We start from the raw sequence: 23351 nt of genomic DNA, 5'->3' as shown, positions 1-23351 counted from the left end.
TCCGTTTCGGACGACTCTTTCAATCGCCCACTCTCTCGCCGCTATCCTGCGGCTATTTACAGCCATGTCAATAGTCAGTTTCGATCAGGGACCTATTCTGCGTCGATTCATGCCCTTGCCGCGCCGAACAGGCGCCGCCTGGGCTTGTCGCGCCCGGCGCCGCCTGATTTCATCACCCGCTTGCGGAACAAAGTCGAGCCGCCCTTGACGATCAGCAGCACCATCAGCGCCTGCCAGGCGAGCGCGGCCGCATGGACCCACAGCGTTTCCTGCATGGCCGCGCGCGCCAGCATGGCGAAGGGCGAGCTCAAGGGGAAAACGATCGCAACCATTTCCAGTGTCGAACCCGGCTGGGTGATCACATATGCAGCCAGGAAGAACACCATCAGCTGCATCATGGTGACCGGCATCGACAATGTCTGCACTTCGCGCACTGTCGCTGCCATTGCGCCGATGGTGAGGAACAGCGCACCGAGCAGGAGATAGGCCATGGCAAAATAGAGCACACTGAGCAGCGCGAATATCGGCCAGCCTACGGCCGGCGCGGGCAAGTTGGACGGGTTGAAACCGGTGGCATCGGCGATCGCTCCCCCGCTCAGGCTCCACAGGCCGTATCCGGCCAGGCCCCATACTGCGATTCCCACGATCGAGACCGCCAGCATGGCAAACAGCTTGCCCAGGAACACGGCATCCATCGGGATCGCGGCGGCGAGGATTTCGATGATCTTGTTGGCCTTTTCCTCGACCAGGTTGGAAAGCACCATACCCGCCAACAGCATGGTGAGCAGGAACAGCATCATCTGGGCCGCCTGCGCGGTGCGGATACGGTCGGTGCGCACGCTTGCGGCGCTGGTGCTGACCAACTGCGCCCGGATCTGCGGCAGTGCTTCCGGCTGCGCATCGGCGGCATTGCCAACCAGCAGCGCCACGGGGCCCTGCCAACGCACCACCTGGCCGCGCGTGCCGACCAGCTCTGGCGCATCGAGCGTGCCACCCAGGATTGCGGCATAATTGCCGCGTTTCTGTTCAAGGAATGTGCGCGAATCGAAATCGGGTTCGCTCTGCGCGGCTTCGACCGGCACCAGTATAGGCAAATTGCGGCCCAGCTGCGGTCGCAAGCGGTCCTGAGCGGCGAGCAAGGCCTGATTGTCCGCGCCGCTCATCGCCAGGCCAATTTCGTGGCTCACGGATTCGCGTTGCACCTGCCCGCCGATACCGCCTGCCAGTCCGCCCACGATGACAGGGAACAGCGGCCCCAGCAGGAAGAAGAAGAATGCCCGACTGAACAGGACCGCGACAAAATCGCGCCGCGCCACCACCCAGGCCGCCTGCAGGCGCGACAGCCGCGATCTGGCATGCGTTTGCTGGATCATCGGCGTTCTCCCGCCAGATCGGCCGCTGAATCCTCGGCCAGCGCGCGTGCCGCGGCTTCACCGGCTATATGAACAAACGCATCGTGCAGGCCTGCGCGCTCGATCGACAGTGACAGAATTCCGGCATTTCCTTCGATCAGCTGGCGCAGCAGCGGTTCGATTCCGCTTTCAGGCAGCGGAAAGTGGAAGAAATCGCCTTCACGGCGAGCTTGCGAAGGCAGCGCGTCCAGCCATGCGCCCTCGCGCGCACGCGTCTCCAGCCGCACTTGCGCCGGGATGCGGTCGCGCGCCGTTTCCACCGATCCGGCATAGGGCACCTTGCCGCCGGCGATGATCGCCACGCCTTCGCACAAACGTTCGGCATGGTGAATCACATGGGTTGAAAAGATCACCGTAACCCCGTCATCGGCGAGCTCACGGATCATCCGTTCCAGTTTGCCCTGGTTGATCGCGTCAAGCCCGCTGAAGGGCTCGTCAAGCACCACCAGTCGCGGTTGGTGAACCAATGTGCCGAGCAATTGCACGGTCTGCGCCATCCCCTTGGAAAGCTGCCGGATCTGGCGTTCGGCAGCGTGGCCAAGATCGTGCCGTTCCAGCAATTCGCGGCCGCGTCGGCGCCCTTCAGGCAATGGCAGCCCGCGCAGCGCGCCCATGAATGCAATCGCTTCGATTGCCTTCATGGCAGGATAAAGCCCTCGTTCTTCAGGTAGATAGCCGATTATCCTGGCAATTTCCCGGGGCCGGTCATGCCCGAACACACGGCGCACCCCTTCGTCAGGGTCAATGATCCCCAGCAACATGCGCAAGGTGGTGGTCTTGCCCGCGCCATTGGGCCCGAGAATACCGTAGATCGCACCTTCGGGCACAGAAATGTCGATCCCGTCGACCGCCAGCGTTCCGTCAAAACGTTTGACCAGCCTGCGCGCCTCGATCGCAAGCGGGCGCGCCGCATGCTCATGATTGCCGGGCAGGATTGGATCGCCTACCGCCATATGCCCAGTCACTGTATCCATCATGCCCAGTTAACGCTTAGGGCTAAACGGGAGCAACCCCAAGCTTGGTTAATGCCGCAACAATTGGCGAATTGACCGCCCGCCTCAAGGCAGAGGCTGCACAGCACGGCTTTGTCGCTTGCGGGGTAGCCGCGGCGCGCGATGATCCGCTGGTCGGGCGGCGGCTTGACGAATGGCTGGGCGACGGGTGCCACGGCACGATGGAATGGATGGAGGCGCGCTCCGATGTGCGGCGCGGCCCCAACGCCATGTGGCCGGCAGCAAAAAGCGTGATCGCGCTGGGAATGAGCTACGCGCCAACACACGATCCGCTGGCGCTTGAAGCGCACCCCGACAAAGCGCGCATCTCGGTTTACGCGCAGGGGCGCGATTATCACGACACGCTCAAGAAGCGCCTGAAGGCGCTGGCGCGGTGGCTGGTGGCTGAAAGGCCGGAGGCAGAGTTGAAGGTGTTCGTCGATACCGCCCCGGTGATGGAAAAGCCGCTGGGGCAGGCGGCCGGGATCGGGTGGCAGGGCAAGCACACCAATCTGGTCAGCCGCGATCATGGCAGTTGGCTGTTTCTGGGCGCGATCTACACCACGCTGGAGCTGGCGCCCGACGCGCCGCATGATGACCGCTGCGGTTCATGCAATGCCTGTCAGGCGGCCTGCCCCACCGATGCCTTTCCCGCTCCCTACCGGCTCGATGCGCGGCGCTGCATTTCCTATCTAACGATCGAACACAAGGGCCCGATAGCGGAGGAATTCCGCAAGGCGTTAGGCAACCGGATCTATGGCTGTGATGATTGCCTGGCGGTTTGCCCGTGGAACAAGTTTGCCGAAGCTGCGCAGGCGCACCGTGATTTCCTGCCGCGCGAGGAACTGCTCGCCCCGCCCCTTGCCCGGCTGCTGGAGCTTGATGACGCGGGCTTCCGCGCGCTTTTCTCCGGTTCGCCGATAAAGCGGATCGGGCGTAACCGGTTTGTGAGGAACTGCCTTTATGCCGCGGGCAATAGCGGCGATGCATCGCTGCTGGCGCAAGTCGAGCTGCTGCTGGGAGATCCCGATCCGGTGGTGGCAGAGGCCGCCGATTGGGCAGCCGATAGGCTCAAAGCAAATCCTTGAGTGGCACCTCTGGATCAGCCAGCAAGTCCAGGTCTACTTCGCCCACTTCATTCTCCAGCAGCTTGCGCCCCTGGACATAGTCCCTGGTATTGCTGACGCAGTCGAAGGCGATCGGGCGCCGCTCCTTGAGATAGACGATGCTGAACTTGCGCGTGGCCGGATCGCCGCGCACCACCGCCTGGTCGTAGCCAAGCGACAGCCCGGCGGTCTGTAGTTTGAGATCATACTGGTTCGACCAGAACCATGGCAGCGCGTGATAGGGCTGCTTGTCGCCCATAATCGCGCGCGCGGCAGTATTCGCCATATCATTCGCGTTCTGCACCGATTCGAGCCGGATCACCGCCTGGTCGGCAAAGGGATTGGCATGCGCGGCGCAATCGCCGATGGCATAGATATCGTCGAGCGTGGTGCGGCAATAGACATCCACATCGACGCCGTTCGATCCGGCCGCTCCGGCTGCAATCAGCGGGGCGACTGTCGGCACGATGCCGATCCCCACGATCACGGCATCACAAGCGATCACCTCGCCTTCTGCCAGCCGCACGCCGGTGACCTTGCCATCGTCGTCACCCTCGATCGCGTCGACTGCGGTTTCGAGGCGCAGGTCGACGCCATGCTCGCGGTGTTCCTGCTCGATAAAGCGCGAGAGTTCCTCGCCCGCAACCCGCGCCAGCACGCGCGGCAATGCTTCCAGCAAGGTCACTTCGCAACCGAGCTTGCGCAGCACCGCGGCTGCCTCCAGCCCGATATATCCGCCGCCGATGACAACGAAGCGCTTCGCGCCTTGTTCGAGCTGGGCCATGATTGCATCGACGTCGCGCTTGTCGCGCACCGCGTGCACGCCCTTGAGATTGGCGCCCGGGCACGAAAGGCGGCGGGGATCGCCGCCGCCAGCCCAGATCAGCTTGCGATAGCCAATGCGCGCGCCATCGCCCAGCACCACCTCATGCGCCGCCGGGTCAACATCGCGCACCATCGCGCCGAGCCGCAGTTCAATCTTCCTGTCAGCCCAGAACTGCACCGGCCGGATCATGATCCGTTCGAACGGCTTGTCACCGGCCAGATACTCCTTGGACAAGGGAGGGCGCTCATAGGGAGGCTCGCTGTCGCGCCCCAGCATCAGGATCGAACCCTCGTGGCCCTGCTGGCGTAAGGCGATTGCCGCCTGCGCGCCGCCGTGGCCCGTGCCCACGATCACTACGTCTGCATTGTCCATGGACGCAGTCGCTCGCCGCAAATATGCGCGCCGTCAAGCCCCGCGTTAGCCAGGCCCGCTTACCTCTCGAGCAAATTCCGCGCCTGGATCGCGACCTGTGCCAGCACTGCCGGGCCGACCGGCGATTGCAGTTGCGCGCGTTCGACCATGCTCCGGAACTGTGTCACGGCTGCCTTGTGCCGCTCTAGCCATTGTTCGACCTCGGCCTGCACCCTGCCCCTGTCCTGGCAAGTGCGCCGCAGGAAATCGAGCCGCATGTGCTGGAAGTCGCGCGCCAGCCCGTTGACCAGCAACCGTTCCCACGGGTCGGATGGGATCATGTCCTCGGCACTCTGCTGGGCCCAATCGAGCCCCAGTTTCGAGCCTAGCCAGATAAATGCCTTGGCGAGTACTTCGGGCTCGATACCGCTATCGCGCGCGAGCCCGGCCAGCCCGATCGACCCGTCCATATCGAATAGGTGCACAACCTTGGCGGCCAATGCCCGCGGCGTGCCCTGGTCGACGAAATACTCGCTTTGTTTCCGCGAACGCTGGCGCACGGCATCCGAGAGCAACCGCTCGGCAGCCTGCTCGAGCAGACCAATTCCCTTGCTCAGCTTATCGATCGCCGTGCTTGGTGCAATGCTGGCACCGCTGTGGCGTATGAGATCGGCCATATGCGAACTCATTGCAGCCGCCGCCCGCTCCAGCAGGGCCAGTCGCGCCGTCTCGGGCATGTCGCCATTCTCGATCGCTTGCCAGATCTCGCGCATGCCGAGAAGTTCCTCGACTGCGATGAAAGCAGAGGCGACCTGCGCCAGACCGACACCTTCTTCCTCGGCCAGTTCGAACGGATGGATCAGGCCCAGCCGGTTGATCATGCGGTTGGCAAGCTTGGTCGCAATCAGTTCGTCGCGCAGCCGGTGTTCGAAAATCTGCTTGCGATAGTTCTGCCGCAGCTCTTGCGGGAACGCCCCGATCAGCAGCGGCTCAAGCGCGCTGTCCCGCACCAGTTCACTGCCTTCAATGGCATCCTGCAGCACCAGCTTGGCCGATGACAGCAACACCGCCAGCTCGGGCCGGGTCAATCCCTTGCCCTCTGTGGCGCGGCGCAAATAGGCTTCCTGATCTGCCAGCCCTTCGGTCTTGCGGTCGAGCGCGCCCATCTCTTCGAGCTTTTCGATCAGGCGCACGTGCGAAGCGGTCGCCTTTGCCCCGCCCATTTGCGCGATCGACAGCGCCAGAGCCTGGAGCCGGTTGTCTTCGAGCACTATCTCGGCGACTTCGTCGGTCATACTCTCGAGCAGCGCATTGCGCTTTTTCCCGGCGAGCTTGCCCGACTGCTGTGCGGCGGCCAGCGCAATCTTGATATTGACCTCGTTGTCCGAACAATCGACGCCCGCCGAATTGTCGATGAAATCGGTATTGATGCGCCCGCCGCCAAGCGCAAAGCCGATGCGCCCGGCTTGAGTCACGCCCAGATTGGCGCCTTCGCCGATTACCTTGGCGCGCACGTCGGCGGCATTGATCCGCAGCGCATCATTGGCGGGATCGCCCACCTGGATGTTATTCTCGCTCTCAGCCTTGATATAGGTGCCGATGCCCCCGAACCAGATCAGGTCGACCGGGCTCTGGAGGATTGCAGCGATCAGCGAATCAGGGTCGATCTCGCTGGCAACGATGCCCAATGCATCGCGCGCCTGTTTGGACAGCTTGATGCTTTTGGCGCTGCGCGGGAACACGCCGCCGCCCTTCGAGATGAGTGCCTTGTCATAATCGTCCCAGCTCGATTGCGGCAGGTCGTAAAGCCGTTTGCGCTCTTTCCAGCTTTTTGCCGGATCTGGCTCTGGATCGATAAAGATGTGGCGGTGATCGAACGCCGCGATCAGCTTGATCGCCTTGGACAGCAGCATGCCATTGCCGAACACGTCGCCTGACATGTCGCCGCAGCCCACCACTCGCACCGGCTCCGCTTGAACATCAATGCCCATCTCCAGGAAATGGCGCTGGACTGAAATCCATGCTCCCTTGGCGGTGATGCCCATGGCCTTGTGGTCATAGCCGTTCGAACCGCCGCTGGCGAAGGCATCGCCCAGCCAGAAATTGCGCTGCTCGGCGATACCGTTGGCCACGTCGGAAAAGCGCGCCGTGCCCTTGTCGGCCGCGACCACGAAATAGGGATCTTCCCCGTCGAGCACGCGCACTTTTTCAGGGTGCACGACCTTGCCGTTAACCAGATTGTCCGTGACAGACAGAAGGGTGCGAATGAATATCTCGTAGCTGGCCTGCCCTTCGGCGGCCCAGCCGGCGCGATCCTTTTGCGGCGATGGCAATTGCTTGGGATAGAAGCCGCCTTTCGCGCCCGAAGGCACGATCACCGCGTTCTTCACCTTCTGCGCCTTCATCAGGCCCAGGATCTCGGTGCGGAAATCGTCCCGCCGGTCCGACCAGCGCAGGCCGCCGCGCGCAATCGGCCCGGCGCGCAGATGGATGCCTTCAACCCGCCGCGAATAAACGAAGATTTCACGCCATGGCACGGGCTTGGGCAAGTTGGGGATCAGCGCGGAATCGATCTTGAATGCGAGTGCCTCCTCGCTTGCCGGGGCGAAGACATTGGTGCGCAGGATCGCCTCGATCAAAGCATGGTACAGCCGCAGCAAGCGGTCGTCATTGATCGCCGAAACCTTGATCAGGCCCTTGCGCACAGCATCGCCGGCGGATTTGGCAGCATCTTCGCGTGCGCCATTGAACTGGGGATCATGCCGCGCACGAAACAGCGCGATCATTTCGCGCGTAACATGCGGCGCATTGGCCAGCGCATCGACCACGGTATAGATGGTGAAGCTCACACCTGCCTGGCGCAGGTAGCGATAAAAAGCGCGCAGCCAGTCGGCTTCGTGCGCCAAAAGGCCCGTGCCGATCACCAGCCGGTTGAAGGGATCGTTCTCGTTCTCGCCGTTCAATACGGCGGCAATCGCATCCTCGATGATCTCCGCCCGGTCGAGCAGCGCCTGCGCCTTCTCGCCATCGGGCAGGGCCAGCGTGAAATCGTGAATCGTGCCAAGCTCGCCATTGTCGAGCGCTGTCGGCATTTCGGTGAGCACCCGGAAACCGAAATTTTCCAGCGCGGGCACCGCGTCGGACAGCGGCAGTGCGCCATGCTGTTGGTAGATCTTGAGCTGCAGGCGTTCGGGGGCCTCGTTCTTCTTGTGGCACAACCGCACATCGCGTTCGCGGGCATCATTGGCCACCAGTCGGCGCAGCCGGCAAATGTCGATTGCTGCCTCATGGTGGCCGTAATCGGTGCGGTAGGAAACCGGAAAAGCCGGGGCATAGCGCGCCGCGATCGCGGCGGCGCGCGATGGATCATCCAGCTCGGCAAGATGGCGCTCTACCGCTTCGGTCCAGCCGCGCAGCATGTCCTGCAACCGGGCTTCAAGCGCGGCTTCGTCATGCGGCTCACCAGTCTGGCGGATGTCGAGCACAAAGCGCAACATCGCCAGAGCGCCTCCTTCGACTTCAAGGCTCCAGTCGAGCAGTTCGGTGCCCTTATTCTGCGTGAGCAGCGCCTGGATCCGCTCGCGCACCTGGGTCGAGAGCATATCGCGCGGGAACCAGACAAAGGCGAACAGGTGGCGTGCGAGCGGCGCCTCGATAAGCACCATTCGCGGGCGCGGACGATCGACCAGGCTCATCATGGCCGTCGCGAGCCGCTGAGCATCCTCATTATCCATGCCGATCAGCAGATCGTGCGGCAGGGCGGTGAAGGCATGGATCAGGGCCTTGTCGGCATGGCCGCCGCGGTGGAAACCCAGCTTCTCGGACACCTGGCTGAGCGCATGGCGCAGGCGCGGCACCTTGTGCGGGGGGCTCGCCAGAGCCGCGCTGGTCCAGACGCCGGCATGAATTGAAAGTGCGGTCAGCTTGCCGTCTTCGCGCAGCGGCACGATGAACAGGTCGAGCGGCACGCGGCGGTGGACGTTGGACACGTGATTGGCCTTGACGATCAATATGTCACAAGGCCTGCCGCTGCGGTGTTCACCGTCGAACCAGGCAAAGGCGCGTTCATATGAGCTGTCCGCCAGCAATTGGCGCGCGCTCTTGCGGCAAATCCCCAATATCCGGCCATGGCTTCCGTCGCGCTTGCGGGTGATGTGGCCAAGCTGGGTCAGCATGCCCGAATTGAACCATTCGAGCAGTTCGACATGCTCTGCATCGTCCAGCCGCTCTGCGTCTTCAGCCATGGCGGCCTGCATCTTGGGCCAATCGCGCACCGCTGCGCGCACATCGCCCAGCGTGGTTCGCAGGCGGCGCTCAAGCTCGCGCCGCTGGCGCGCATCGCAGCGCTCGGTCTCGATATAGATCATCGATTCGCGTGTGGCGCCTTCGGCGTCCTTGCCTTTGGGAAATGCGCGGAGCTTGCCCGCCTCGGTGCGTTTTACCGGGATGATCGGGTGTACCAACCGGTCGATCGACAGCCCCTGCGCTGAAATTGTCGCGGCGATCGAATCGACCAGGAACGGCATGTCGTCATTGATGACGGCAATGCGCAGGAAGCGGCGGTCACCGGCGATCGAGACCATCCCCAGCGCCGAGCGATCGGGCTCGCGCTGACTTGCCGTATCGAGCACGAACTGCGCGGCGCGCTTCAAGGAGGCTGGGGAAAAAGGGGTATCACCGGGGAGCAGTGAGCGGCGCATGTGCTGCGCCAGCTCTTTGGCCATCACCGCGTCATTTTCCCCGGTGGCGTTGCTTTTTCCGGTAGTCTTACTGGCTTCTGAAACCATGGCTCTGCCTGCCCTGCGCATGTAATTTTATTCTTAAATCACGTAGCAATCATGCGCCGATAGGCTCATGGCTACAGGCCCGCAAGCGGCAATGTCTCGTTGGCAGCCGCTCACGGGGGCTCATTTGATAACTATACATCAATTCCCAACACTGCATGGGCTTTCCGCTACGGCAAGGCGCATAATTAAAGATGAACGCGCGCAATTCAGCTGGCCATCGCGTCAATTGTCAATTCGAGCGAACGGATCCGCGCCGCCGGGTCAAAGGTGGCCCCGCAGGAGATGATTTCGTCTGCTTTTGTCCGTTCGATAAAAGCCGCGATCTTCTCGCGCACTGTTGCCGGGCTGCCCACCGCTGCGGCTTGCCCCAGATGGTCGAGCATGGCCTGCGCAGGCGCGGGCAAGGTATCGCGATAGCCGGCAATTGGCGGAGGCAGCTTGCCGGGCTGGCCGCTGCGCAGCCGGACAAAGCTTTGTTGCTGGCTGCTGGCGAGCAGTTCTGCCTCGGCATCGGTTTCCGCGGCGAATATGTTCATCGCCACCATCACATGCGGCTTTTCGAGCGCATCGGAAGGCATGAAGTCACGCCGATACAGCTCCAGCGCGGCATCGAGGTGATCAGGTGCGAAATGCGCTGCAAAGGCATAGGGCATGCCCAGCCTGGCGGCGAGCTGGGCACCGAACAGGCTCGATCCCAGCATCCAGAATTCGATCCTGGCACCGCGCCCCGGCGTTGCCGCGATCGGCAGATCGACATCGCCGGTGATCAGTGCGCGCAGCTCGAGCACATCTTGCGGGAACATATCGGCGGCCTGGTTGAGATTCTTGCGCAAGGCGCGCTGAAGCTCGGGTCCAGCACCCGGCGCGCGGCCCAGCCCAAGGTCCACCCGGCCAGGAAACAGCGCATCGAGCGTACCGAACTGCTCGGCGATCTGGAATGGCGTGTGGTTGGGCAGCATGATCCCGCCTGAACCGATGCGGATGGTGCTCGTTGCATTGCCGATATGCGCCAGTACCACCGATGTCGCGCCGCCTGCGATCCCGTCCATCGCGTGATGCTCCGCCACCCAGAAGCGGGCATAGCCGCATCGCTCCGCCGCCTGAGCCAGTTCGGTGGCCGTGGCCAGTGCATCGCTCACGCTGCTGCCTTCGCGAACCGGCACCAGATCGAGCACGGAAAGCCTGGTCATGGCTGCGGGGCCTCAGCCGCAGTGGGCGCAGGCGGTGCCGGTGCCGGGCCGATTTGATCTAGATAGGATTGGGCGGTGGCGGCTTCGGGGCTGCCGGGCGCCATTGCGGTAACTGATAGCCAGCTCGAACGTGCCGCCTCTTCGCGGCCACTCAGCATTGCGATCACGCCCGCTTCCAAGCCGATCGATGGTTCGAGCGGGGCCAGCCGTGCGGCCTCTTCGATCTGTTCCTGAGCTTCTTCCAACCGATCGAGGCGCCGCAGCAAGGTTGCCGAAAGCAGCCTGGTTTCTGCATCCTCGGGTTGCAAGGTCCTGGCTACGGCAAGCGCAACCTCCGCTGCTTCGAGATCGCCGCCTTCCACCAGCGCGTGCGCGCGATCGAGCGCGATCAGCGCCTGCAGGGTTCCTGCCATAGCGGCGATGGCGTCAGCCCGGGCGGCATCGAGCAGATCGAGCGCTCCCGCGGTGTCGCCGGTAACCAGCGCGGCATTGCCCGCCATGGCGCCAAAGCGTGCACGCAGCCGCGCGTCGCTTTCCGGGGTTTCCTGGCGCGCTGCCGTGAAAGCCGCGCGTGCCTCCTCCCAGCGCCCCAGCTCTGTCGCGGCCAGGCCAAGGCAGTGATTGGCCAGCACACGGTCATCGCCGCTGGTCGTGTCGCGGCGAATCTGTGCCTGGACATGCGCGCGCGACGGCTCTTCCTCGATCTGCTTGAGGCATTCGCCCAGCCAGCCGGAGTCCTCGGGCGCATCGATGATCGAAGAGCTGCGCGGCGGGCGATCCTGCACCTCGGCGGAATAGTCGGGCACTGTCATGTTGCTGGGATCGGGGATGGCTTGCAGCAGCATGGGCAAAAGTATGGCGGTGAGCGTCATTTTATGCGTTTCCTAGTCGAGCAGGCCCCAGACCTGCTGTAGCAGCAGGGCAATATCCTGCTCGCGCGACAGGCGGTGATCGCCGTCCTTGAGCAAGGTCACCTGTATATCATCCGAACGAAGAGCTTCGGCAAGCTGCAGGCTGATCTGCCACGGTACGTCTTGGTCGCGCTGGCCGTGCAGCAGCCGCACGGGGCAATTCACCGCAATTTGCCCGCCGAGCCGCAGCTGCGCCTGGCCATCAGCGAAGAAGCCGGGATGCAGCGGTGTGGGGTCGGGGCCATAAGGATTTTCGTCCCACACTGTTTCCCCGGCGGCGAGTTTGCGCTTGTCTGAATCCGTTCTGCCCCATTCGGTAAAGTCGGGCGCCGATGCAATTCCCACCAGCCCTGCCAACCGACCGCCCAGCGCTTCGCCCACCAGCAGCATCAGCCACCCGCCCATGGACGAACCGATCACCACCACCGGGCCATCGATTGTCGCTTCGATCAGCGCGAGCACTTCCTCGCGCCACCGGCTGAGCGTGCCATCGGCGAACGCGCCGCTGCTGGCCCCGCAGCCCGAATAATCCAGCAGCAGGCAGGCATGACCTTCGCTGCGCGCCGCCTCGAAGATCGCGGTGGCCTTGCCGCCTTCCATGTCGGACATATAGCCGGGCAGGAAAACCAGAGCTGGCCCGCTGCCCGGCGTGAAGCGATGCGCGATCTGGCGGCCATCGGGCATGGTGTGGAACAGGATGTCGCTCATGCTTGTCTCATGCCCGCCCTAGCATGGGTGACGCAAGGGGCGATGCAGGGAGCTATGCAGTGAGCGATGCAGGGGCGCGTTGGAATCGCTTGTCATTTGCATGCCACAGGCGCAGCTTAGATCGCACCTATGATCAAGACAGACCCCCCCGCTTCGCCTGCGCTCCCGGCGCATTCGCTTACCCGCCGCAATCTGTTCCGGCTGGGCGGGCTAGCCGCAGTAACAGCTGCCGCGCCGCTGGCGGCGCGCGGTTTCGGTAGCGGCTTCACGCATGGCGTGGCGAGCGGGGAGCCGGGGCAAGACCGGGTGTTGTTGTGGACGCGCTATGTTGCCGGGCAAGACGCCAGGCTTGCCTGGGAAGTGAGCGATGCGATGGATTTCGTGCGCGTTGTTGCCGCAGGTGAGGTGATCGCCAGCCCGGCCAACGATAGCTGCGCCAAGGCGTGGGCCGAAGGGCTCGACCCCGGTCAATGGTATTATTACCGTTTCATCGCGCCGAACGGTACGCAATCCGAAGTCGGGCGCACGCGCACGCTGCCCGATGGCGCGGTCGACCGTTTCCGCATGGCGGTGTTCAGCTGTTCGAATTACGGCTTCGGCTGGTTCAACGCCTATGCCCATGCCGCAGAAGCGAACGATCTCGATCTGGCGCTGCATCTGGGCGACTATATTTACGAATACGGGCGCGGCACATATCCATCGGCGAGGGAGGCGAACCCCAACCGCGTGCTGTGGCCGGAAAACGAGATCGTGGCGCTGGCCGATTACCGTCTGCGCTATGCCACCTATCGCAGCGATCCAGACCTGCGGCGGATTCATCAGCTATTGCCGATGATCAGCGTGTGGGACGATCACGAAACCGCAAATGACAGCTGGAAAGACGGGGCGCAGAACCACCAGCCCGATACCGAAGGGCCATGGGAAGTGCGCAAGTCGGCGGCGATGCGCGCCTATCGTGAGTGGCTGCCGGTGTCGGATGAGCCCTATGCCGAATATCAGGTGGGCGAGCTTGCCACCTTGCTGCGGCTGGATACGAGATTGGCCGGGCGTGACAAGCAGTTCGACCTGGCAGAGGTGATCGGGGGCAGGCGAACACCCGAGGAAATCGGTACCGCATTGGCAGCTTTTCGCGATGGCAGCTTCCGGACGGCCGATCGCGAGATGCTGGGCGCCGCGCAGCAGTCATGGCTGGGCGATCGCCTCAAGGCTTCACGCCAGCATGGCGCAATCTGGCAGGTGCTCGTCCAGCAAGTGCTGATGGGCGAGCTTTATGCCGAACCTGGCCTGGCCGAAGCGTTGCCTGCGGATACACCAGAGTATGTGCGTCGCCAGGTGCAGGCAAGTGCCGTTGCCGGGCGTGCCGGCTTGCCTGCCAATTTGGATGCCTGGGATGGGTATCCTGCCGCGCGCGCACGCCTGTTCGAAGCTGCCCTGGCTGCCGATGCCAATCTCATCTCGCTGGCGGGCGATACGCACAATGCCTGGGCCTTCAATCTTGCCCACCAGGGCAACCGCGTCGGGATTGAGTTCGGGGTGCATTCGGTCAGCTCGCCGGGGCTTGAGAGCTATCTTGGCGCAATTGCGCCGGAAAGACTCGCCCGATCCATAGTGGGCCACAATCCGGGCCTGACATTCGCTGACACATCGCAGCGCGGCTATGTGGTGGTCGAACTGACTCCCGAAGCGGCGAGCAGCGAATATCGCTTCGTCAAAACGGTTCGAGCGCGCTCGGCCGCATTGGCTGGCGTCAAACGGATCACCAGCGCGGCCGGATCGAATGCTTTACAGGTTTAGTCGCGCTCGAAGATTTCCTCGATTTTCAGGGCGAACACCTCGGCGATCTTGAACGCCAGCGGCAGCGAGGGATCATAACGGCCAGTTTCGATCGCGTTGACACTCTGGCGACTCACGCCAAGGCGTTCGGCCAGATCCTGCTGGCTCCAGTCGCGCTCTGCGCGCAGCACCTTGAGCCGGTTCCTCATTTCTGAAACCCACGCAGACGATACCAGTAATAGGCCAATATCCAGGCCAGGATGGCGATACCGGTGATGTTCTGGCCGGTCAGTTGGGGGATGGCGTAGAACTTCATCGCCAGCATCCAGATCACATTGACCAGAGCCATGCAGCCCATGGCAACCAGCGCCGCGTTGGCCATCAATTGGAAGATATAATCCTCGCTACATCTGCGATCGAATGCGGTCGCCCTGATGACGAGAAAGACCAATACCAGCGTGCCGGCACCAAGAATGGCGGCCTGTTCCCAGGCAGTGAAGTTCAGGGTGACGGCTCGTTCTTTGGCTGCTTCGCCGATCATCAGCAGCGAAGCGCCAAGCGGCAGGACAAGAAAGGCATCCAGTCGCCGAGGTGACAATTTCATGCTCTTGCCCTCCAGTTGCAACTGCTGCGCCCCTTGAGCGAGGCAAGCGCCAGTATGGGAAGCGTGGTGACCAGCATCGCGCTCGTGTCATGATTAAGCAGTACCTCACTGCGCCCGGCAAGCGCGACCGCGATGATCAATATCGCCCACGCAGCTGCCTTCCAGATATTCGACATATGACAAGCTCCTTTGCTCTTGTGTAAAGCACCATTTACACGATTCACGCGGTGTGTCAAGTTACCTTTCCTTTATGGCGCGGGTGCTTTCCAAATCGGCCGGGGTAATGACATCGCGACCTTGCCGCGTTATACGCAGCCAATGGCCAAGCTGCTGACCAGGATCGCTACGACTACCACCTCGGATTTCCGGGGGCGGCTGATCGCGGCTTGAACGTGATGCCTGCCACCCGGTTTCGGGTGGCGCGGTGTCTTCCCGAAATCGGCAAGTATTCTTCACATCGCACTTCAAGCGCGCGTTTGGCTGTGCCATGGGCGTGACAGTTGAGAATGTAAGAGAAACCGATGACGGAATTGCTCAAGATCAGCCTGCCCGATGGCTCCTCCCGCGAAATGCCTGCCGGTTCGACCCCGGCTGACGTCGCGGCGGCCATCGGTCCCGGCCTTGCCAAGGCTGCGCTGGCCGCGCGCGTGAATGGCGAGGTGCGCGACCTCAATCGCCCCTTCGATGGCGATGCGGAGCTGGCGCTCATCACCAGCCGCGATGAGGCCGAGGCGCTGGAGCTCGCGCGGCATGATTATGCCCATGTCCTGGCCGAAGCGGTGCAGACGCTGTGGCCCGGCACGCAGATCACTTTCGGGCCGGCAACCGATGACGGGTTCTATTACGATGTGATGGCGCCTGAAGGCCGCGAGCCGTTCAGCATGGACGACCTTCCTGCGATCGAGGAAGAAATGCGGCGGATCATTCGCGCCGACAAGCCTCTGGTGCGCGAGGCCTGGTCGCGCGAGCAGCTGATCGAGAAATGGGAAAGTGAAGGCGAGACCTTCAAGGCCGAATGGGCGCAGGAACTGCCCGAGGATGAGGAGCTGACGGTCTACTGGTCCGGGGCCCCGAATGAACAGGGTTCCTGGCTCGACATGTGCCGCGGCCCGCACCTGCCCAGCACCGGCAAGCTCGATCCGGCTGCGTTCAAGCTGATGCGGGTTGCCGGGGCATATTGGCGCGGCGACCAGAAGAATGCGCAGCTCACGCGCATCTACGGCACCGGCTGGCTGAACAAGAAGCAGCTCGACGCGCATCTCCACCGCCTGGAAGAGGCTGCCAAACGCGACCACCGCAAGCTGGGCCGCGAGATGGACCTGTTCCACCTGCAGGAAGAGGCGCATGGCAGCGTCTTCTGGCACCCCAATGGCTATATGATCTGGCGCGAGCTGGAGGCCTATATGCGCCGCGCGATCGACGGGGCGGGCTACCAGGAGGTCAAGACGCCGCAGGTGATGGATGCGCGCCAGTGGGAGAAGTCCGGACACTGGGGCAAATATCGCGAGAACATGTTCGTTGTGCCCGATGTGGTGCCCAATACCGCGGATGAAGGCGAGCTTATCTCGCGCGATGCAGACTGGATGGCGATCAAGCCGATGAACTGCCCGGCGCATGTGCTGGTCTTCAAGCAGGGCATCACCAGCTATCGCGACCTGCCGCTGCGCCTCTATGAGAACGGTTGCTGCCACCGCAACGAGCCGCACGGCGCGCTGCACGGATTGATGCGCGTGCGCCAGTTCACGCAGGATGACGCGCATATCTTCTGCACCGAAGACCAGATCGTTGCCGAAGTGCAGGCTTTCTGTCAGCTGGCCGACCGGGTCTATCGCGACTTCGGTTTCACCTACCAGATCAAGCTCGCGCTGCGGCCGGATCAGCGTTACGGCTCCGATGAAGACTGGGACAAGGCCGAGGCCGAACTGCGCCAGGCGGTGGCCGAAGCCGGCATGGCGAGCGAGGAATATGGCTGGGAAGAACTGCCCGGCGAAGGCGCCTTCTATGCGCCCAAGCTCGAATGGCATCTGACCGATGCGATCGGGCGCACCTGGCAGGTTGGCACGATCCAGTCCGACCGGGTGCTGCCCGAGCGGCTTGATGCGAGCTATATCGGCGAGGATGGCGAAAAGCATCGACCGGTGATGCTGCACCGCGCGATCTTCGGTTCATACGAGCGCTTTATCGGCATTCTGATCGAACATTTCGCGGGCCGCCTGCCGGTCTGGCTCGCGCCGACCCAGGCGGTGGTGGCGACAATCGTTTCCGATGCTGATGGCTATGCGCAGGATCTGGTCGAGAAGCTGAAGGCAGCGGGCATCCGCGTCGAGGCGGATCTTCGCAACGAGAAGATCAACTACAAGGTGCGCGAACACTCGTTGGCAAAGGTCCCGCATCTGCTGGTGGTGGGCAAGCGCGAAGCCGAGGAAGGCACGGTCGCGGTGCGCACACTGGGCGTCGAGCACCAGAAGGTGATGAGCCTTGATGAGGCGATTGCGATGCTGGTGGAAGGCGCGACCCCGCCGGATTTGCGCGGCAGCTGAGCGTCAGGTCAGAAAGGAAGCGCGCGGCCGGCGGCGATGAGTGCCACGGCGCAAGTGCACACGATCGAGGATCGCAGCACTTCCGCCCGGGCCTCGGCGACCTTGTTTGCCAGTTCGGCCGCGCGCATGAGGGTAATGACCTTGGACATGGCGGTGATTGTCGCGCCATCGCCCTAACGAAGGGTTAAAGGGCAGGCATTTGCTGGCTGGCACAATGGAAACCGCCGCCACCTGCCAGCACGGCGTCACCGGGCAATCCGATCGTTTCGCGATCGGGGAACAGCGCGGCGATGGCCGCGACACCTTCCGCGTCATGCGGTGAGCCGAAGGTTGGCACGACGACCAGATGCGTGGTGATGGCGAAATTGACGTAACTTGCCGGCTCTATCTGCCCGTCGCGGGTGACCAGCCCGGGTGAGGGAATTTCGTGCAGCTTCAGGTCGGCATCCAGGATGCGCGCCTTCGCATCTTGATAGATTCCCGCATTGGGATCGTCTGTACCGGTTGCGCGAGGGAGCGTCACTTCGCCCGGTGCAACGAAGCGCGCAAGATTATCGACATGGCCATCTGTGTGATCATTTATCAACCCGTCGCCGAGCCACACGACGTCGGTAAAGCCGAGGTCGCGGCCAAGCCGCGCCTCGATCTCGCCGCGCGAAAGTTCCGGATTGCGATTGGGGTTGAGCAGGCATTGTTCGGTAGTGAGGGCAGCGCCGGTGCCGTCACCATCGATTGCGCCGCCTTCCAGAATCCAGTCCGATTCGATTACGGGTAGCCCTGCATCGTGTGCCAGCTCTGCTCCGATCGTCTGGTCGCCCGGCATCAGATATTTGCCGCCCCAGCCGTTGAAAGCACAGCGAAGGGCTGAGCCGTCGCTGCGGACCAGCGGCCCTGTATCGCGCAGCCAGATATCGCCAAAGGTGCGGCGCTCGAGCGTGACACGGGCGGAAACCAGCTGGCGCGCGCGCGCTTCGTTCGCCTCGTCACGCACCAGCAGGCGCACTTCCTGCCCGCTCTCGGCCACGGCACTGGCAAATGCGGCGATCTGCTCCTGTGCACGCTCAAGCCAGCCCGGCCACTCGTCCGCCAGATGCGGAAAGCCGATCCACAGCCAGCGCTGCGGCGCCCATTCGGGCGGCATCAGGAGGTTGGCCATGGGCCGGTTTTCCCTGTCAGTATCCGGCGATGGACTCAGCAGCCGGCGTCAGACGCGGCGCAACTCTTATCGCGGGTGGCGCGAAACTCGTCGCCCTCGTTCCAGTTCGGCCAGCTGGAACTTTCCGCCATCATCCGGCCCAGGCGATAGAACAGCTGCAGGTCAGCCATCACGCCCGACCAGTCCCAATTCTCGTCAAATTCGTCCTTCGGCCCGTGATAGCGATTGTCACGATACTCGGCCTGTATCGCAGCTCCCGCCTCACGGCCCCCGTCGATCAGATCTTCGCCCCCGTCGAGATAGAGCATCGGCACGCCCTGTTTGGCAAAGGCGAAATGATCCGAACGATAGTAATAACCCGCTTCGGGATTGGGGTTGGGCGTCCACACACGCCCATCGGCCTTCAGCGCAGCCTCCAGGAACTGGTCGAGCTGCGACTTGCCCGGACCCACTACCGTGACGTCCCGCGAAGGGCCGGTAACCAGGAACGCATCCATGTTGATCCCGCCCACTGTCTGCGCCAGCGGGAAAACCGGATTGGCAGCATAGTAATAGGCACCAAGCAGGCCCTGCTCCTCTGCTGTCACCGCCAGAAACACCAGGCTGCGCTTGGGAGGCCCGGCTTTGGCGTGTGCTTCAGCAAGTGCGACCAGTGCGGCGGTGCCGGTGGCATTGTCGACTGCGCCGTTGCAGATGTCATCGCCATCGGGTGCGGGCGTGCAGCGGCCCAGATGGTCCCAATGGGCGGTGTGGATGACATACTCATCGGGAGCTTCGCTTCCGCGCAGGATACCGATCACGTTTTTCGAGGCATAGCTGCGAATGTCGTTCTTGAAGCTTGTCGATGCGTTCAGCCCCAACGGAACGGCGGTAAAACCTTTTTTTCGCGCTGCTGCAGAAAGCTTGTCCAGGTCTTGCCCGGCGGCGGCCAGGATTTCGCGCGCGGCATCCTTCTGCACCCAACCGTTCATCACGGTCAGCGGCGGTGCATCCTTCCCGCGCTGCGAATAGGCTTGCGGGCCGGACCATGACGATTCAACCACGTTCCAGCCATAGCTGGCGGGTTCGGTATCGTGCACGATGATCGCACCCGCCGCACCCTGGCGTGCGGCTTCCTCATATTTATAGGTCCAGCGCCCGTAATAGGTCATGGCCTTGCCGTTGAACGGCCCTTCCAGCCCTTCGCTCCCGAAATCGGGGTCATTGACCAGGACCACCACCGTCTTGCCGGTGACGTCCACGCCCGCATAGTCATTCCAGCCGCGTTCGGGAGCATTGATCCCGTAACCGACGAAAACGAGCTCGCTATTGGCCAGCTGGGTCTGGGCATCTTCGCGATAGGTTACGCCAACCCATTCGCTGCCATAGTCATAGACGAGATCGGTTGCGCCATTGGTGATCGTCAGCGGAGCGAAATCCCTGCCGGTAATTTCCACCAGCGGCACGTCCTGCACCCATGATCCGTTGTTCCCGGGCTCCAGCCCGGCAGCCTTGAACCGTTCGGTCAGCAACGCGACAGTCATCTCTTCGCCAATCGTGCCGGGCATGCGGCCTTCGAACTCGTCGGACGATAGTTCGCGGGTCAGGTCGCTCATCGTCGCTTCGGAAATATCACCTGCATCCACATCGGGGATGTCGAGCTCGGCATCCCCCTTGATCGATCCGCATGCGGCAAGCAAAAGCGCGCCTGCCATTAGAATTGGGGTCCTCATCATCATTTTGGGGGTCCTCTCCAAAAGCTTTGCCGTCCCTTCGCATATGCAGCGGGGTGGGGGCAAGCGGCAGGAGCTTGCGCGGCTTCGCTTGAGCGGGCAGGGAACGCGAATGGCAGGCGAATGGCAGGACGCATTGGCGCGGGCGCGGGAGGAAGCCCCGTTTCTGGCACGCGCGCTCGAGCGGCAGCCTGAACTCGCGGTGCTGCTGGAAGTGGGTGACGCGGACGCCGCGCTGGAATGGGCGCGCCAGGCTGGGCAAGGCGCACCCAATGTGGGCGCCGCCCTGCGGCGCGAGCGGCTGGCATATGCCACGGCGCTGGCAGTGGGCGATCTGGCCGGTGCGTATTCACTCGACACAGTCATGATCGAATTGTCGAACCTTGCCGATCGCGCGCTTGACCTGGCGATCAATGATGCCATCCAAAAACGCGTGGAGGGCGCGGAGCCGCGCGGCATGATCGCACTGGCCCTGGGCAAGCATGGCGCGCATGAGCTCAACTACAGCTCCGATATAGATCCGATCCTGCTCTTCGATCCTGACACGCTGCCGCGCCGCGCCCGCGATGAGCCTGGTGAGGCGGCACAGCGCTATGCCCGCGAAGTCGTCCGCACACTCAGTGAGAGCACCGAGGAAGGGTATGTTTTCCGGGTCGACCTGCGCCTGCGGCCTGCGAGCGAAGTCAGCCCGTTGGCGATTTCCTGTAATGCGGCGCTTACCCATTATGAAAGCCTGGCGCTGGCATGGGAACGCGCCGCCTATATTCGCGCCCGCGCGGCAGCTGGCGACATTGCGGCGGGCGAGCGTTTCCTCGAGGCGCTGCGCCCCTTCGTGTGGCGATCGAGCCTGGATTTCGGTGCCATCGACGAGATCCGGCGGCTGACTGCGCGCATCCGGTCCAACTATAAGGGCCCCAATGTGGTCGGCCCCGGCTTCAACCTCAAACACGGACGCGGGGGCATTCGCGAAGTCGAGTTCTTCGCCCAGACCCACCAGCTGATCCATGGCGGGCGGGATCCTTCTTTGCGGCTGCGCGGTACGCGTGCAGCACTTGATGCTTTGGCTGTGGCAGGCCGGATCGAGGCTGGTGAGGCAACGATGCTGGGCGAGGCCTATGACCGGCTGCGGGTGGTTGAACACCGTTTGCAGATGGTCAATGACCAGCAGACGCATACGCTGCCCGCTGCCAATGCATTGGATGCTGTCGCCCGGCTTGACGGCCTGAAGGATGGTTCGGCCCTGGTTGAAGAACTGCGGCAGTTAACCGAGCGGGTAGCGCGCAGCTATGATCGGTTGCTTGATGTCGGAAATTCGGCCGTCCCGATAGAGGCGGAGCCTGCCCCGTTAGCCGAGCGGCTCGAAAGCCTTGGCTTTGCCGAATCGGGGCGGTTGGCGGAGCGCATCGCAGGCTGGCGCGATGGCCGCTATCGAGCCCTGCGATCCACTGCCGCGCGTGAAGCCTTCGATGCCATGCTTCCCGCACTGATGGAGGCTCTGGCAGCAGCAGATGACCCGGATCGCGCGCTGCTGCGCTGGGAAGGCGTGCTTGCCAATGCCTCTTCGGCGGTCAACCTGTTCCGGCTGCTCGAAGCGCGGCCCGGACTGTTTGATCAGTTGATGGCCGTGCTAACACTGGCCCCGACCTTGGCCGAAGAACTGGGCCGCCGTCCTGAATTGCTCGATACGCTGATCGATGCCAGCGCGGTTGACCTGCCGGGCGATGTCGATGCAATTGCCGCGCGCATGCAGGCGGGCGACGCATCGCGCAATTACGAGCGGCAGCTTGACCGGATTCGCATCGTTACCGGCGAACTGCGCTTTGCCTTGGGGCTGCAGCTGATCGAAGCGGTGCACGATCCGCTTGAAATAGCCGCCGCCCTGGCGCGAACGGCGGAGGCCGGCCTCAAGGTTGCCCATGCGGCCGCCTGCGAAGAGTTCGCGCGCAAGCACGGGACGATTCCAGACAGCGAGTTGCTGGTTCTGGGACTGGGCCGGTTTGGCGGCGGCGCGCTGACCCATGCGAGCGACCTCGATATTATCTATCTCTTCAGCGGAGAGACCGGGGCGGAGTCCGATGGCGACCGCCCGCTTGGCGGCACGCATTATTACAATCGCCTGGCGCAGCGCGTCAGTGCGGCCTTGTCAGTCCCGACGGCGCACGGCGCGCTGTACGAAATCGATACGCGGCTTCGCCCGCAAGGCGCGCAGGGCCCGCTCAGTGTCACGCTTGAAGCCTTTGCCAAATATCAGCGCGAAGCCGCCTGGACCTGGGAGCATATGGCGCTCACCCGGGCACGAGTGCTGATTGGAACGGATGGCGGCCGCACCAGGTTGGAGGCCATTATCGCCGACGTGCTGGGGCAGGAACGCGAGCCCGCCGAACTGCGCCAGGATGTTCTGAAGATGCGCGCTGAAATGGCGCAACACAAGATGCCGCGCGGCCCACTTGACGCGAAGCTGCTGCGCGGCGGGCTGGTCGATCTCGAATTCGTGATACATTATCTGCAGCTGCGTGACCGAATCGGGCTTGACCCTGATCTCGCGACAGCGGTCGCGGTGCTGGTCGATGCTGACCTGTTGCCCGTTGAAATCAAGCCGGCGCACGATCTGATGAGCCGCTTGCTGGTTGCGGGCAGGCTGCTCGCCCCGGATCTGGCTGAACCTTCGCCTGCGGCCGCCCAGGCATTGGCACGGGCTTGCAAGTGCGAGACCTATGCCGAACTTGTGCGTACTCTGGGCGTTGCGCGGCAGATGGTCGCGCGCGTCTGGCGGGAAACATTCGATGAAGAATTGGAGATAGGGTTATGAACGGAATTCCCGGTGTGGGCGGCACGCTGCCCGATATTGCGATGGAAACCCCCGACGGCGGCCAGGTGAAACCGTCAGACTTCAAGGGGCGCAAGCTGGTGATATTCTTCTATCCCAAGGACAATACGCCGGGCTGCACCGCCGAAGCGAAGGATTTCACGGCCCTGAAGGATGAATTCGACAAGGCGAACGTGGCCCTGTTGGGAGTGAGCAAGGATTCGCCCAGGAAGCACCTCAATTTCATCGAAAAGCATGACCTGAAGATACCGCTTGCCAGTGACGCGGAGGCAAGCGGGTTGTCCGATGCCCTGGGTATCTGGACTGAAAAACAGATGTACGGGAAAACCTATATGGGCATGGTCCGCACAACCTATCTGGTGGATGAGGGCGGAAAGATCGCCCGGGTGTGGAACAAGGTGAAGGTCAAGGGGCATGCCGCCGAAGTGCTGGCCGAAGCCAAGGCCCTATGACCGC

General features: G+C 63.0%; 18 protein-coding genes. 5 read left to right on the top strand and 13 right to left on the bottom strand.

Features of this window, described 5'->3' with window-relative positions; all coding sequences use genetic code 11:
- Nucleotides 1-107: 107 nt before the first annotated feature.
- Both ACX3VQ_RS06240 and ACX3VQ_RS06235 read right to left on the bottom strand, forming a co-directional pair.
- A complete protein-coding gene (locus ACX3VQ_RS06240; RefSeq protein ID WP_462580039.1) occupies nucleotides 108-1373 on the bottom strand; it encodes an ABC transporter permease in 1266 nt (421 codons plus the stop codon).
- Nucleotides 1370-2365 (bottom strand): ABC transporter ATP-binding protein, encoded by a 996-nt coding sequence (locus ACX3VQ_RS06235; RefSeq protein ID WP_462580706.1) that lies wholly within the window; start codon nucleotides 2363-2365, stop codon nucleotides 1370-1372. Before ACX3VQ_RS06235 ends, ACX3VQ_RS06240 begins: the two co-directional genes overlap by 4 nt.
- 65 nt (nucleotides 2366-2430) lie before the next feature.
- Here ACX3VQ_RS06235 and queG point away from each other — a divergent pair, with 65 nt between their 5' ends.
- Nucleotides 2431-3492 carry a tRNA epoxyqueuosine(34) reductase QueG gene (gene queG / locus ACX3VQ_RS06230; protein ID WP_462580037.1) on the top strand — a complete coding sequence of 354 codons (1062 nt, stop codon included), beginning with the start codon at nucleotides 2431-2433 and terminating at the stop codon, nucleotides 3490-3492.
- On the opposite strand, the gene ACX3VQ_RS06225 is transcribed toward queG, so the two are convergent.
- From ACX3VQ_RS06225 to ACX3VQ_RS06205, 5 genes are all read right to left on the bottom strand, one after another.
- The gene (locus tag ACX3VQ_RS06225) at nucleotides 3476-4708 is read right to left on the bottom strand and encodes an NAD(P)/FAD-dependent oxidoreductase (RefSeq protein ID WP_462570955.1); all 1233 of its coding nucleotides are present in this window, start codon (nucleotides 4706-4708) and stop codon (nucleotides 3476-3478) included. The two genes, queG and ACX3VQ_RS06225, sit on opposite strands and share 17 nt — an antisense overlap.
- A 59-nt stretch (nucleotides 4709-4767) precedes the next feature.
- Nucleotides 4768-9474, bottom strand: coding sequence for an NAD-glutamate dehydrogenase (locus tag ACX3VQ_RS06220; RefSeq protein WP_462580036.1), 4707 nt, complete (start codon nucleotides 9472-9474; stop codon nucleotides 4768-4770).
- Nucleotides 9475-9680: 206 nt separating this feature from the next.
- Nucleotides 9681-10664 carry an LLM class flavin-dependent oxidoreductase gene (locus ACX3VQ_RS06215; RefSeq protein WP_462580035.1) on the bottom strand — a complete coding sequence of 328 codons (984 nt, stop codon included), beginning with the start codon at nucleotides 10662-10664 and terminating at the stop codon, nucleotides 9681-9683.
- Nucleotides 10661-11536, bottom strand: a complete 876-nt coding sequence (locus tag ACX3VQ_RS06210; RefSeq protein WP_462580034.1) for a tetratricopeptide repeat protein — start codon at nucleotides 11534-11536, stop codon at nucleotides 10661-10663. The genes ACX3VQ_RS06215 and ACX3VQ_RS06210 overlap by 4 nt, the downstream gene beginning before the upstream one ends.
- Nucleotides 11537-11548: 12 nt before the next feature.
- Complete coding sequence (locus tag ACX3VQ_RS06205) at nucleotides 11549-12283, bottom strand: alpha/beta fold hydrolase (protein ID WP_462580033.1); 735 nt, start codon at nucleotides 12281-12283, stop codon at nucleotides 11549-11551.
- A 129-nt stretch (nucleotides 12284-12412) separates the two neighbouring features.
- On the opposite strand from ACX3VQ_RS06205, the gene ACX3VQ_RS06200 reads away from it, so the two are divergent.
- Nucleotides 12413-14077: an alkaline phosphatase D family protein gene (locus ACX3VQ_RS06200; RefSeq protein WP_462580032.1), complete on the top strand. Its 1665-nt coding sequence runs from the start codon at nucleotides 12413-12415 to the stop codon at nucleotides 14075-14077.
- Here ACX3VQ_RS06200 and ACX3VQ_RS06195 read toward each other — a convergent pair.
- The 3 genes from ACX3VQ_RS06195 to ACX3VQ_RS06185 are packed head-to-tail and all read right to left on the bottom strand — an operon-like array spanning nucleotide 14074 to nucleotide 14836.
- Nucleotides 14074-14265, bottom strand: a complete 192-nt coding sequence (locus tag ACX3VQ_RS06195) for a helix-turn-helix transcriptional regulator (RefSeq protein ID WP_462580030.1) — start codon at nucleotides 14263-14265, stop codon at nucleotides 14074-14076. The two genes, ACX3VQ_RS06200 and ACX3VQ_RS06195, sit on opposite strands and share 4 nt — an antisense overlap.
- Nucleotides 14262-14660, bottom strand: a complete 399-nt coding sequence (locus ACX3VQ_RS06190; protein WP_462580029.1) for a hypothetical protein — start codon at nucleotides 14658-14660, stop codon at nucleotides 14262-14264. Before ACX3VQ_RS06190 ends, ACX3VQ_RS06195 begins: the two co-directional genes overlap by 4 nt.
- Entirely contained in the window at nucleotides 14657-14836 is a 180-nt protein-coding gene (locus tag ACX3VQ_RS06185) for a hypothetical protein (RefSeq protein WP_462570965.1), read from the bottom strand. The genes ACX3VQ_RS06190 and ACX3VQ_RS06185 overlap by 4 nt, the downstream gene beginning before the upstream one ends.
- 345 nt (nucleotides 14837-15181) lie before the next feature.
- On the opposite strand from ACX3VQ_RS06185, the gene thrS reads away from it, so the two are divergent.
- On the top strand, nucleotides 15182-17200 hold the full coding sequence (thrS, locus tag ACX3VQ_RS06180) for a threonine--tRNA ligase (protein ID WP_462580028.1): 2019 nt from the start codon (nucleotides 15182-15184) through the stop codon (nucleotides 17198-17200).
- 8 nt (nucleotides 17201-17208) lie between these two features.
- Here the strand turns inward: thrS and ACX3VQ_RS06175 are convergent, their stop codons facing one another.
- Genes ACX3VQ_RS06175 through ACX3VQ_RS06165 form a run of 3 tightly spaced genes read right to left on the bottom strand, consistent with a single transcriptional unit; the run spans nucleotide 17209 to nucleotide 20050 of the window.
- Nucleotides 17209-17349, bottom strand: a complete 141-nt coding sequence (locus ACX3VQ_RS06175; protein ID WP_462570967.1) for a hypothetical protein — start codon at nucleotides 17347-17349, stop codon at nucleotides 17209-17211.
- Between the two features lie 35 nt (nucleotides 17350-17384).
- Nucleotides 17385-18356 (bottom strand): agmatine deiminase family protein, encoded by a 972-nt coding sequence (locus tag ACX3VQ_RS06170; RefSeq protein ID WP_462580027.1) that lies wholly within the window; start codon nucleotides 18354-18356, stop codon nucleotides 17385-17387.
- A gap of 35 nt (nucleotides 18357-18391) precedes the next feature.
- Nucleotides 18392-20050: a M28 family metallopeptidase gene (locus ACX3VQ_RS06165; RefSeq protein ID WP_462580026.1), complete on the bottom strand. Its 1659-nt coding sequence runs from the start codon at nucleotides 20048-20050 to the stop codon at nucleotides 18392-18394.
- 130 nt (nucleotides 20051-20180) lie between these two features.
- Here ACX3VQ_RS06165 and glnE point away from each other — a divergent pair, with 130 nt between their 5' ends.
- Together glnE and ACX3VQ_RS06155 are read left to right on the top strand one after the other, a co-directional pair.
- A complete protein-coding gene (glnE, locus tag ACX3VQ_RS06160; RefSeq protein ID WP_462580025.1) occupies nucleotides 20181-22877 on the top strand; it encodes a bifunctional [glutamate--ammonia ligase]-adenylyl-L-tyrosine phosphorylase/[glutamate--ammonia-ligase] adenylyltransferase in 2697 nt (898 codons plus the stop codon).
- Nucleotides 22874-23347 (top strand): peroxiredoxin, encoded by a 474-nt coding sequence (locus ACX3VQ_RS06155; RefSeq protein WP_462580024.1) that lies wholly within the window; start codon nucleotides 22874-22876, stop codon nucleotides 23345-23347. The genes glnE and ACX3VQ_RS06155 overlap by 4 nt, the downstream gene beginning before the upstream one ends.
- Nucleotides 23348-23351: the final 4 nt, after the last annotated feature.

The sequence above is a fragment of the Altererythrobacter chaiwopuensis genome, from assembly GCF_054957735.1.
Note: the sequence above shows the minus strand (reverse complement) of the source record. Positions and strands in the feature narration are given on the sequence as shown.

Coding starts and splice junctions, on each gene's coding strand:
- thrS (WP_462580028.1), top strand. CDS start 15,182: ATGACGGAATTGCTCAAGATCAGCCTGCCCGATGGCTCCTCCCGCGAA.
- ACX3VQ_RS06225 (WP_462570955.1), bottom strand. CDS start 4,708: ATGGACAATGCAGACGTAGTGATCGTGGGCACGGGCCACGGCGGCGCG.
- ACX3VQ_RS06200 (WP_462580032.1), top strand. CDS start 12,413: ATGATCAAGACAGACCCCCCCGCTTCGCCTGCGCTCCCGGCGCATTCG.
- ACX3VQ_RS06240 (WP_462580039.1), bottom strand. CDS start 1,373: ATGATCCAGCAAACGCATGCCAGATCGCGGCTGTCGCGCCTGCAGGCG.
- ACX3VQ_RS06165 (WP_462580026.1), bottom strand. CDS start 20,050: ATGGCAGGCGCGCTTTTGCTTGCCGCATGCGGATCGATCAAGGGGGAT.
- ACX3VQ_RS06205 (WP_462580033.1), bottom strand. CDS start 12,283: ATGAGCGACATCCTGTTCCACACCATGCCCGATGGCCGCCAGATCGCG.
- ACX3VQ_RS06185 (WP_462570965.1), bottom strand. CDS start 14,836: ATGTCGAATATCTGGAAGGCAGCTGCGTGGGCGATATTGATCATCGCG.
- ACX3VQ_RS06215 (WP_462580035.1), bottom strand. CDS start 10,664: ATGACCAGGCTTTCCGTGCTCGATCTGGTGCCGGTTCGCGAAGGCAGC.
- ACX3VQ_RS06190 (WP_462580029.1), bottom strand. CDS start 14,660: ATGAAATTGTCACCTCGGCGACTGGATGCCTTTCTTGTCCTGCCGCTT.
- ACX3VQ_RS06195 (WP_462580030.1), bottom strand. CDS start 14,265: ATGAGGAACCGGCTCAAGGTGCTGCGCGCAGAGCGCGACTGGAGCCAG.
- ACX3VQ_RS06170 (WP_462580027.1), bottom strand. CDS start 18,356: ATGGCCAACCTCCTGATGCCGCCCGAATGGGCGCCGCAGCGCTGGCTG.
- glnE (WP_462580025.1), top strand. CDS start 20,181: ATGGCAGGCGAATGGCAGGACGCATTGGCGCGGGCGCGGGAGGAAGCC.
- ACX3VQ_RS06175 (WP_462570967.1), bottom strand. CDS start 17,349: ATGTCCAAGGTCATTACCCTCATGCGCGCGGCCGAACTGGCAAACAAG.
- ACX3VQ_RS06235 (WP_462580706.1), bottom strand. CDS start 2,365: ATGGCGGTAGGCGATCCAATCCTGCCCGGCAATCATGAGCATGCGGCG.
- ACX3VQ_RS06155 (WP_462580024.1), top strand. CDS start 22,874: ATGAACGGAATTCCCGGTGTGGGCGGCACGCTGCCCGATATTGCGATG.
- ACX3VQ_RS06210 (WP_462580034.1), bottom strand. CDS start 11,536: ATGACGCTCACCGCCATACTTTTGCCCATGCTGCTGCAAGCCATCCCC.
- ACX3VQ_RS06220 (WP_462580036.1), bottom strand. CDS start 9,474: ATGGTTTCAGAAGCCAGTAAGACTACCGGAAAAAGCAACGCCACCGGG.